Annotated in this window: 8 protein-coding genes and 1 pseudogene; 8 read left to right on the forward strand and 1 reads right to left on the reverse strand. The window is 42.2% G+C overall.

Translation table 11 applies throughout. The features are described 5' to 3' along the window. Nucleotides 1-184 precede the first annotated feature (184 nt). The 7 genes from NWP25_RS04805 to aroF all read left to right on the forward strand — a co-directional run bounded on the left by NWP25_RS04805 (nt 185) and on the right by aroF (nt 7910). Nucleotides 185-2383, forward strand: a complete 2199-nt coding sequence (locus tag NWP25_RS04805; protein ID WP_280698950.1) for an anthranilate synthase — start codon at nt 185-187, stop codon at nt 2381-2383. A gap of 7 nt (nt 2384-2390) precedes the next feature. Further along, nucleotides 2391-3209 carry an indole-3-glycerol phosphate synthase TrpC gene (trpC, locus tag NWP25_RS04810; protein ID WP_280649998.1) on the forward strand — a complete coding sequence of 273 codons (819 nt, stop codon included), beginning with the start codon at nt 2391-2393 and terminating at the stop codon, nt 3207-3209. Nucleotides 3210-3256: 47 nt separating this feature from the next. Next, nucleotides 3257-3385: a hypothetical protein gene (locus tag NWP25_RS04815; RefSeq protein WP_280649997.1), complete on the forward strand. Its 129-nt coding sequence runs from the start codon at nt 3257-3259 to the stop codon at nt 3383-3385. Nucleotides 3386-3444: 59 nt separating this feature from the next. Further along, a complete protein-coding gene (gene trpA, locus NWP25_RS04820) occupies nt 3445-4272 on the forward strand; it encodes a tryptophan synthase subunit alpha (protein WP_280657172.1) in 828 nt (275 codons plus the stop codon). A 47-nt stretch (nt 4273-4319) separates the two neighbouring features. Beyond that, entirely contained in the window at nt 4320-5543 is a 1224-nt protein-coding gene (gene trpB / locus NWP25_RS04825; RefSeq protein WP_280649995.1) for a tryptophan synthase subunit beta, read from the forward strand. 132 nt (nt 5544-5675) lie between these two features. Beyond that, a complete protein-coding gene (gene trpD / locus NWP25_RS04830; protein WP_280698951.1) occupies nt 5676-6767 on the forward strand; it encodes an anthranilate phosphoribosyltransferase in 1092 nt (363 codons plus the stop codon). A 78-nt stretch (nt 6768-6845) separates the two neighbouring features. Next, nucleotides 6846-7910: a 3-deoxy-7-phosphoheptulonate synthase gene (aroF, locus tag NWP25_RS04835; protein WP_280649993.1), complete on the forward strand. Its 1065-nt coding sequence runs from the start codon at nt 6846-6848 to the stop codon at nt 7908-7910. Between the two features lie 879 nt (nt 7911-8789). On the opposite strand, the gene NWP25_RS04840 is transcribed toward aroF, so the two are convergent. Further along, nucleotides 8790-9665: a hypothetical protein gene (locus NWP25_RS04840; RefSeq protein WP_280698952.1), complete on the reverse strand. Its 876-nt coding sequence runs from the start codon at nt 9663-9665 to the stop codon at nt 8790-8792. A gap of 483 nt (nt 9666-10148) precedes the next feature. Here NWP25_RS04840 and NWP25_RS04845 point away from each other — a divergent pair. Then, nucleotides 10149-10265 (forward strand): annotated as a pseudogene (locus NWP25_RS04845) (IS5/IS1182 family transposase); the annotation flags it as partial. Nucleotides 10266-10619: the final 354 nt, after the last annotated feature.

Raw genomic sequence — 10619 nt, forward strand, 5'->3', positions numbered from 1 at the left:
AATGTCTATTAAGCTAAATTAAGAGCCATCACAAAAGTTAAATAGAACCAGAGAAACCAAACGCCTAGGTTGAAATCAGCCAATTTTCAAGAGAATAAATAAACTGTCAAAAATTTACCTGATGCCAAATCAACCTACTATCATGAACAGCTTTTGATTAATAAGTATTCCAGAGAAAATATCCATGATTTTTGACTCCCAATCCTACAGAACTATTGGTGGTGTAATTGTTTCTAGATCTTCTTCAGAAGTGAATATCGAAACTGCCCTAGAAGAAATTTTGTTCTACCTCAATTCTCAACGTGGAGGCTTGCTTGCTAGCAGCTATGAATACCCTGGCAGATACAAAAGATGGGCAATCGGATTTGTTAATCCACCAATAGAATTAACAACACGGAAAAATGCTTTTAATTTGACAGCCTTGAATGAGCGCGGTCAAATACTATTACCGTTACTTTTAGAACGACTTTGCCAAGCAGAAAAATTTCGAGAATTAAAACAAACAAATAACCACATCTCCGGTTTAATTAAACCAGCACAGGAATTTTTTGCTGAAGAAGAGCGTAGCAAACAACCTTCCGCATTTACAGTTATCCGCGAAATACTCCACACCTTTTCCAGCCAAGAAGATGAACATTTAGGACTATATGGCGCATTTGGTTACGACTTAGTTTTCCAATTCGAGCCAATACCCCAAACTATAAAACGTCCCCCAGACCAACGGGATTTAGTCCTTTACCTACCGGATGAACTAATCATTGTTGATTATTATCAACAACGCGCCTTTCGCTTGCAATATGAATTTGAAACACCCCACGGTCTCACCCATCATCTTCCCCGCACAGGAGAATCTATAGATTATCGAGGTCAACATCTCACCCCCACCCAAAGTGCCGACCATCAAAAAGGCGAATACGCCAAACAAGTTGAACTTGCACTCGACTACTTTCGCCGCGGTGACTTATTTGAAGTCGTTCCCGGTCAAAACTTTTTTGAACCCTGCGAAGCTCTTCCTAGCACATTATTCTCCATCTTAAAACAAATCAATCCCAGTCCTTATGGATTCATTTTTAATCTTGGTGGAGAATATATAATTGGTGCATCTCCAGAAATGTTTGTCCGTGTAGAAGGCAGACGTATAGAAACCTGCCCCATTAGTGGTACTATCACCCGTGGACAAGATGCTCTTGACGATGCAGCTCAAATTCGTCAATTACTCAACTCACACAAAGATGAAGCTGAGTTGACAATGTGTACAGACGTAGACCGTAACGACAAATCGCGAATTTGCGAACCAGGCTCAGTACAAGTCATCGGTCGTCGTCAAATCGAACTATACAGCCATTTAATTCATACCGTAGATCACGTCGAAGGCATACTCAGACCAGAATTTGATGCCTTAGATGCCTTTTTAACGCACACATGGGCAGTCACAGTCACAGGCGCACCCAAAAGAGCCGCAATTCAATTTATTGAACAGCATGAACGTAGTCCCCGACGTTGGTATGGCGGAGCAGTTGGTTATTTAAACTTCAATGGCAACTTAAACACGGGATTAATTCTGCGAACAATTCGCTTACAAGACTGCATCGCCGAAGTGCGAGTTGGTGCCACTGTTCTTTATGATTCAATTCCCCCGGCGGAAGAACAAGAAACAATCACCAAAGCCGCGGCTTTATTTGAAACCATCCGTCTCGCTAGACAAACACAACCAAAAACCGACGAATGCAGTGCTATGAATTTAAGCAAATCTATCCCTGATGTCGAACCAGGCAAACGTATCTTATTAATTGACTACGAAGATTCATTTGTTCACACATTAGCCAACTACATCCGCCAAAGCGGTGCCAGGGTCACCACACTGCGCCACGGTTTTTCCGAGTCACTATTTGATACACAACGCCCAGATTTAGTAGTCTTATCTCCCGGACCTGGTAGACCAAGTGATTTTCACGTTCCTGAAACAGTCTTAGCCTGTATTCGTCGTCAACTGCCGATTTTTGGAGTTTGTCTGGGATTACAAGGCATTATCGAAGCCTTTGGCGGCAAACTAGGAGTGCTAAACTATCCCCAACATGGTAAATCTTCCCGGATTTTTGTCACTGATAGCAACTGTGTCACCTTCAAAAATTTACCCACATCCTTTACCGTCGGTAGATATCATTCATTGTTTGCCTTACAACCAAATTTACCCCCAGAACTCAAGGTCACAGCAATTGCCGACGATAACGTAATTATGGGTATTGAACATCAAACCCTACCCATTGCTGCGGTGCAATTTCATCCAGAGTCAATCATGACTTTATCCCAAGAAGTGGGTTTGGCAATTATCAAAAACGTCATCCTGGCATACACCCAAAAGACGATAGTCGTTAGCCATTGAGCAATTCATGAATATTTCCGCTACTGAGCGTCACATTCTTGCAGAAATTGTCAGGCATAAACAACAAGAAGTTGCCCAAATGCAACAAAAACTGACGTTCACCGCATTGCAACAACAATTACCTGCTGCTGTGACTGTGCGAAATTTCCTCACTGCTTTACATCAGCATCCCGCACCGAGTTTAATTGCAGAAGTGAAAAAAGCCTCCCCCAGTAGGGGTATTATCCGGACTGACTTTGACCCAGTAGCCATTGCCCAAGGTTATGAACGAGGCGGTGCAGCTTGTTTATCCGTCCTCACCGATGAAAAGTTTTTTCAAGGCAGTTTTGAGAATTTGCGGACTGTGCGCGCTGCTGTCACCTTACCCTTACTGTGCAAAGAATTCATCATTGACCCCTACCAAATTTACTTAGCACGCACAGCAGGTGCAGATGCGATTTTATTAATCGCCGCCATTCTTACAGACAGCCAAATCCAAGAATTCATGGACATTATTCACGCTTTGGGTATGAATGCCCTAATGGAAGTTCATACCTTAGCTGAATTACATCGGGTGCTGAAACTCAAAAATTTACGGTTGCTGGGAATCAATAATCGCAACTTAGAAGATTTTAGAGTTGATTTACAAATAACTCAGCAACTTCTAACACAATGTCAGCAACAAATCCAGAAGTTAAATATTACGGTTGTCAGTGAATCTGGATTGTATAAACCTGCTGATTTATCTTTTGTCGCTCATGCTGGTGCGCGTGCAGTTTTAGTCGGGGAATCTTTAGTCAAACAAAATGACCCAGAACAAGCTGTACGTAGTTTATTGAATTTTTAACCACTGCATGATCAAAGCAATGCCTCAAATTAGATGCTTTAAGAACTTTGATAGAACACCTTCAAATTAAACCCATTGTCAGCATGATTTTGCTTTTGGATGAAATTGCAGCACATCAAAGGCTAGAGTCCGGTGGGGAAGGTGTAGGCCGCAAAATTGTGGTTCAAGTTCCATAACCTCCAAACAATCATCAATTAGCCATTATCAATTACCCATTTTGAGGTGAAATATCACCATGGTTACTATTTCTCATTGCTTTCAAGCATTACGGAATCGCCAACAATGTGCTTTAATTCCGTTTATCACAGCCGGTGACCCTGATTTAACCACCACTGCTCAAGCCCTACAAGTTTTAGACCGCAACGGTGCAGACTTCATCGAGTTAGGCGTTCCCTACTCTGACCCCCTAGCCGATGGTCCCGTCATTCAAGCAGCCGCAACTCGCGCTTTACAAACGGGAATTAAATTAGACCAAGTGTTAGAAATGTTGCGAGATTTAACTCCTCAACTGCAAGCACCGTTAATTTTATTTACTTATTACAATCCGATTCTTCATCGAGGTATTCAAGCATTTTTCGGCGCCATTGTCGCCGCTGGCGTGCGCGGCTTGGTAGTACCAGATTTACCCCTAGAAGAAGCAGAACAATTAATAAAAATAGCATCCGCCTTTGGAGTCGAGGTAATTTTGCTCGTAGCTCCTACTAGTTCCAAACAAAGAATAGCTGCCATTGCTCAAAAATCTCGTGGTTTTATTTACCTTGTTAGTGTCACAGGTGTCACAGGAATGCGCTCTCAAATGCAACAGCGTGTGCAAGGTTTACTCACAGACATGCGTAACATAACTGATAAACCCATTGGCGTAGGCTTTGGCATCTCGACAACAGCACAAGCACTACAAGTCAAACAATGGGGTGCAGATGCAGTCATTGTCGGCAGTGCCTTTGTGCAACGATTAGCCGAAGGTACCCCATCTGAAGGACTGCAAGCCATAGAACAACTTTCTCAGCAACTCAAAGCAGCAATTACTCCTACATCTGCGCCCAAAACGGCTGCTGTGGGTTAGAAAACAATTTTTCGGGCAATTTGATCAAAATTACAGGATTTCAACCTATGGTCAATATACAAAACATCAACACCACCACACGACCTGACGCTGCTGGCAGATTTGGCAAATTCGGTGGTAAGTACGTCCCAGAAACTTTAATGCCGGCATTAAGTGAATTAGAAACGGCATTTCAACAATATCGCCATGATCTGAGGTTTCAAACCGAACTGCAAAATTTACTGCGGGATTACGTGGGACGACCCAGCCCCTTATATTTTGCGGAACGTCTCACAGAACATTATGCACGACTCCATGGCACAGGAGCGCAAATTTATTTAAAGCGCGAAGACTTAAATCATACAGGGGCACATAAAATTAATAATGCTTTAGCTCAAGCCTTACTAGCCAAACGCATGGGTAAGCAACGCATCATCGCCGAAACTGGTGCCGGTCAACACGGAGTGGCTACCGCTACTGTTTGCGCCCGCTTTGGTTTGCAATGTGTGATTTACATGGGTATTCACGACATGCAACGTCAAGCTTTGAATGTGTTTCGCATGAAACTCATGGGAGCGGAAGTCCGTCCTGTAGCAGCCGGAACCGGAACCCTTAAAGATGCCACTTCCGAAGCAATCCGAGATTGGGTAACTAACGTAGAAACCACCCATTACATCCTCGGTTCCGTTGCTGGCCCCCATCCCTACCCAATGATGGTGCGTGATTTTCACTCTGTCATTGGTAAAGAAACTCGCTTGCAATGTCAAGAAAAGTGGGGGGGATTACCAAATATTCTCTTGGCTTGTGTTGGCGGCGGTTCTAATGCTATGGGATTATTTGATGAATTTGTCGATGAACTTAGCGTGCGCCTCGTGGGAGTAGAAGCAGCCGGTGAAGGCATAGATACAGACAAACACGCAGCAACTTTAACACAAGGAAAAGTGGGAGTTCTCCACGGCGCAATGAGTTATTTACTGCAAGACCATGATGGTCAAGTCATAGAAGCACATTCTATTAGCGCCGGACTTGATTATCCCGGTGTGGGACCTGAGCATAGTTATTTAAAAGACATTGGTCGTGCTGAATATTACAGCGTCACTGACCAACAAGCTTTAGCTGCTTTCCAAAGATTATCTCAACTTGAAGGCATTATTCCTGCTTTGGAAACAGCTCATGCCATTGCTTACTTAGAAATTCTTTGTCCCCAACTGCATGGTAGTCCCCGCTTGGTAATTAATTGTTCTGGCAGAGGCGACAAAGATGTACAAACTGTAGCCAAAATCCTCAAATAAAACATCAAGCAAAATTTGTTGCTTTGAGGACTAGGCAAATAACACCCCAGGACAGTAAGTAAAGTCAGTTACCCAGAGTTATTGCCTCAGTCCTCAATTTTGGCAATACCCGCTATATTCACTTGGAATAACATGACAGTTATCACCCAAACTCCACCAAACATCATCAATTCTGACTTTGAGCATTGGTCAACTTTATTACAACAGTTACTTGATAAACAATCTTTAACAGTTGTCCAAGCAAGTGAGTTGATGCAGGGTTGGCTAATTGATGCCATTCCGCCTGTGCTTTCAGGAGCAATTTTAGCCGCCATTCAAGCCCAAGGCGTATCCGCAGAGGAGCTAGTGGGTATGGCTAGAGTATTACAATCACAATCTGCTTTTGCCACTTCCCACACCCCCCGCACCACTCCCCTTATTGACACCTGTGGAACTGGTGGAGATGGCGCTGCAACCTTCAATATTTCCACTGCTGTGGCATTTGTCGCCGCCGCCGCCGGTGTAAAGGTTGCCAAACATGGTAATCGTTCTGCATCAAGCAAAACTGGTTCTGCTGATGTCTTAGAAGCGTTGGGTATTAATCTCAATGCTAGTTGGGAGAAAGTACAAGCTGCTGTGGATGAGGTGGGTATCACCTTTTTATTTGCTCCTGGTTGGCATCCCGCACTGAAAGCAGTTGCACCCATACGCAAAACCTTGAAAATCCGAACTATTTTTAACTTGCTCGGGCCGTTGGTTAATCCCATGGAACCCACAGGACAAATTATTGGTGTCAACAACCCAGGTTTATTAGAAACCATCGCTCAAGCCTTATCAAAATTGGGATGTCGGCAGGGGATTTCAATTTACGGACGGGAAAAATTAGATGAAGCCGGATTAGCAGATGTAACAGACCTGGCTGTACTTCAAGACCATAAAGTACGTCGTCTCGTTCTCAATCCTCAAGAACTCGGTTTGAGTTACGCACCAACTACAGCGTTACGCGGTGGAAATGTGCAAAAAAACGCAGAAATTTTACAAGCGGTTCTTCAAGGTCGTGGCACTCAAGCTCAAAAAGATGTAGTGGCTTTGAATACAGCCTTAGCACTGCAAGCGGGTGAAGTTAGTAATCCAGTAACAGATGTGATGGCAGGTTGCGCTAACTGTCTGGCCTTAGCTCAAGAAGTTCTTGAAAGTGGTGCGGCTTGGGCAAAGTTAACACAATTAGCTGCGTTTTTGCAATAACAATTTCTACACAACGGGGAGTTAACAACCTTGATGTTATTCTCCGTGCTTTTGTCAATTTCAGTATAGGTAACGAAAATGATTGTAGTACTTAAAAACAGTACACCTGATAGCGAAATTAACCGAATTTGCCAAGAATTAACAGAAAATTGGCAAGTTACTGTTGAAAAAAGCTTCGGCAAACAAAAAGCTATTTTGGGAATCATTGGTGATACATCTATCATCGATACATTGCAAGTGCAGGAGTTAAGTCCTTGGATTCAACAAGTATTACGAGTACAACAACCTTTCAAGCGAGCTAGTCGAGAATTTCGACATGGAGAAGCCAGCGAGGTGATTGTTTCCACTCCTAACGGTTGTGTACCTTTCGGAGAATGTCATCCCATTGTCGTGGTAGCTGGCCCTTGTTCCGTTGAAAATGAAGCCATGATTGTGGAAACCGCCAAGGGTGTCAAGAGGGCAGGAGCTCAGTTTCTCCGGGGAGGAGCCTACAAACCCCGTACTTCACCTTATGCTTTTCAAGGCTATGGTGAAAGCGCATTAGATTTATTAGCAGTAGCCCGTGAAGCCACTGGTTTAGGCATTATCACTGAGCTCATGGATGCAGCAGATTTACCAGCCGTAGCCAAAGTTGCGGACATCATCCAAATCGGAGCGCGGAATATGCACAACTTCTCGTTGTTGAAAAAAGTCGGCGCTCAAGATAAACCAGTGCTACTCAAACGCGGCATGTCTGCCACCATTGACGAATGGTTAATGGCAGCAGAATACATTCTCGCATCAGGAAATCCCAACGTCATCTTGTGTGAGCGAGGCATTAGAACCTTTGATACCAAATATGCCCGGAACACCTTAGATTTATCGGTAATTCCTGTATTGCGACATCTTACGCATCTGCCCATCATGATTGACCCCAGTCATGGCACTGGTAATTCTGATTATGTCCCCCCTATGGCTTTAGCCGCCATCGCAGCCGGTGCAGATGCTTTAATGATTGAAGTTCACCCCAATCCTGCTAGAGCCTTATCTGATGGGCCTCAGTCCCTTACCCCTGAGAAATTTAACCGCTTAACTCAGGAAATGTCTATCCTCGGCAAAGTAGTTAATCGCTGGTCTATGCCTCCTGTATTAACTTCTGTTTAACAGCTATTCCACTGACAAAACCATGAGGAAGATATAGACGATATAGAAGATATATATAGATACTCGACTTTTTTAAATAAGTCGGGTATCTGCTTATTAGTGAGGGCACAAACCCCAGTATTTAGAGTATATATTGAGTTGTCAATTTAACTTATATTGAGTGCTATTAACTAAAGTTAAATATCTATTTAAATATTTTCATATCTTATGAAACAAGAACTTATTATCAAAATATAATTAATTTATTTATCTCATCCTCGCAAAAATACTAGTCTGATTTTTTACACAATACTTATTAGGGGCACATAGAATCAATTAATATCTTAGGGTTTGCTGAAAAAGTTATTAGTGAGGACAGGGAAAAGGGAATGGGGAATTGGGAAGTTTGACCTTTATTCAGCAAACCCTAATTACCAATTAGTAATTACATTGAAAAACCTCTAAATTACGAATTACGAATTACGTTAGCGAGAAGCTGTCCTCTGAAAGAGGTATTACGAATTCAAAAGCTGTAAGTTAGGCAGTATTAGCCTGTGGATTGGGTAGTTACGACACTTTCAAGATGAAGCAAGAAGTAAACAAAACTCAAAGCAGATTTGAGTAGGTTTTACATAACAAAGTTCATCCCCTCGCAGACATTTTCCCTCAGGCAGAAAACCACAATCACCTGGATGCCATAGCACAATGTTATCTAAGGTCGGAGATTCAATTTAATTTTCTCAAACTTCCAATGGAAACCCAATTACACTGACGAAATTTTTCAAACGAATAACCCCAACCTTATCTACAAAGTTGGGGTATTTGACAAAAATTTAAACAATAAACAGGTTGGCGACGTGATCAACAAACGAGTTACCGCCATCAGTTAAAAAATGATTACTAACGGCCAGCCATACCGCCGCCACCGAAGCTAAACATACCGCCGCCACTGGAATCATTGCTACTGTCACCGAAGCTGGGCATATCCCTACCAAAGCTAAACATATCGCCGCCACTGGAATCATTGCTACCGAGACTGAAGCTAGGCATACCGCCGCCACTGGAATCACTGCTACTGTCACCGAAGCTAGGCATACCCCTACCAAAGCTAGGCATACCGCCGCCACTGGAATCACTACTGCCAGTTAAGGAGTCAGCAATACCAGTAGAATTACTTATTTCGCCAGTTAAGGAGTCGCCACCAGTAGAGGAGGGAATTTGAGTCCAAGGGTTGACACCACCAGTCAATGGACTACCTTCCGCCGTCCGGTCGCCAAAGCTAGAAAAAAGATCACCAGTTGGGGTACTACCCTCAGTCAGCCCACTATTATCATCAATATCAGTAGCATTGTTTTCGCCACCATTATCAATTGAGTCTTCCATCCTAGCAGTGGAGTTATCCTCACCGGAAGTAGGTACTTCGTCAACAGTGGAATTGCTCATCTCGCCACCAGTGGAGGAGGGAATTTGAGTCCAAGGGTTGACACCACCAGTTAATGGACTACCTTCGGCCGTGGGGTCGCCAAACCCAGCAAAAGGGTCAGTACCCAGGACGCTACCGTCAGCAAACAAACTATCATCAATACTCGTATCCGAGTCTCCAAAAGCGCTAGCAAAGGAGTTTATTAAGCTTTCTGGAGTTACACCATCAATTTGTAATAATGGTGCAAAGGGTGATTGCAGTAGCAAATCAGTCATGTCATCTCTACTATTAGAGTCGGTATTTTCGACACTATTATCAATTGAATCTTCCGTGATAACTGTGGTATCTTCCATTAGAAAAAAAGCTCCAATTTTGCCCATAAAAATTTCATTACGGCTGGAATATTGACTATAAAAGTTACCCAGCTTCCTGAATTTATGTTTGTGTTAAGATTCTGTTACGGCTTTTTATTAGCTATTATCATCTTGATATTAATGGTTTTTCCATTAAACAAAATTCCAAGATTGACAACACATATAAGCTTTAATTAGCCCGCTCTCACTATTAATTTAGTTGGTTTTGAAATGAACCACAATGAAAAATATTTTCTTGAAATTGTAAAAATTTAGATATGTTAATATTTTTAATATTTCAACTTTAATAACTAAATATAAATAGCTTAACACTGTATTTTTTCTGTTATCCCCTGTATACAGCATATCGTGAGTAAATGAGGTGCAGTAAGAGGCTATTTATAAAGTAAATCTAAAAATGGTTTGCTTTGAGAAATTGCAAAGATAGGATAGGTTTAAAGCAGTATAACTACTCATTAAGAAATGGCTCGGAAAGCTTATTCTACGGACCTTAGGGACTCAGAATGGGAAATTCTCCCTTCCTCAATTCCACCAGCTAAATCTGGAGGTCATCCTCCCACAACTGATATGCGTGAAGTGTGAAAGCTAAGAAAAAGGCGAAAAGTGGCGTATAAAGAAAATCAAGAGTAAAATATCATCAGCACAAACAAGCTTGTTTTAGTGAGATATAAAGCACTTGGAATAAGCGACAAATGCTTTCAGGGTAAACACTTTAATCTTTTCGTAGACTAAAGTGTTTATTACTGTTTAGTCTGTTTAATTCTTAAAAATTGATACCTGAAACAATGTAATCACAAGTGTTGAATGTTAAGAAAGAGGTGATAAAAATAGCCCAAAATATGGTAAATTCTGGGCGAAGGATTAAAAAAAATAATTGATAATGATTATAAATTCATTTCCCAAGATTGTCAAAGACATCCTCAGACCGTTGCC

Origin of the sequence: Umezakia ovalisporum Ak1311 (assembly GCF_029891685.1) — a bacterium.
Lineage (GTDB): Bacteria > Cyanobacteriota > Cyanobacteriia > Cyanobacteriales > Nostocaceae > Umezakia > Umezakia ovalisporum.

Coding starts and splice junctions, on each gene's coding strand:
- NWP25_RS04840 (WP_280698952.1), bottom strand. CDS start 9,665: ATGGAAGATACCACAGTTATCACGGAAGATTCAATTGATAATAGTGTC.
- aroF (WP_280649993.1), top strand. CDS start 6,846: ATGATTGTAGTACTTAAAAACAGTACACCTGATAGCGAAATTAACCGA.
- trpB (WP_280649995.1), top strand. CDS start 4,320: ATGGTCAATATACAAAACATCAACACCACCACACGACCTGACGCTGCT.
- trpC (WP_280649998.1), top strand. CDS start 2,391: ATGAATATTTCCGCTACTGAGCGTCACATTCTTGCAGAAATTGTCAGG.
- trpD (WP_280698951.1), top strand. CDS start 5,676: ATGACAGTTATCACCCAAACTCCACCAAACATCATCAATTCTGACTTT.
- trpA (WP_280657172.1), top strand. CDS start 3,445: ATGGTTACTATTTCTCATTGCTTTCAAGCATTACGGAATCGCCAACAA.
- NWP25_RS04805 (WP_280698950.1), top strand. CDS start 185: ATGATTTTTGACTCCCAATCCTACAGAACTATTGGTGGTGTAATTGTT.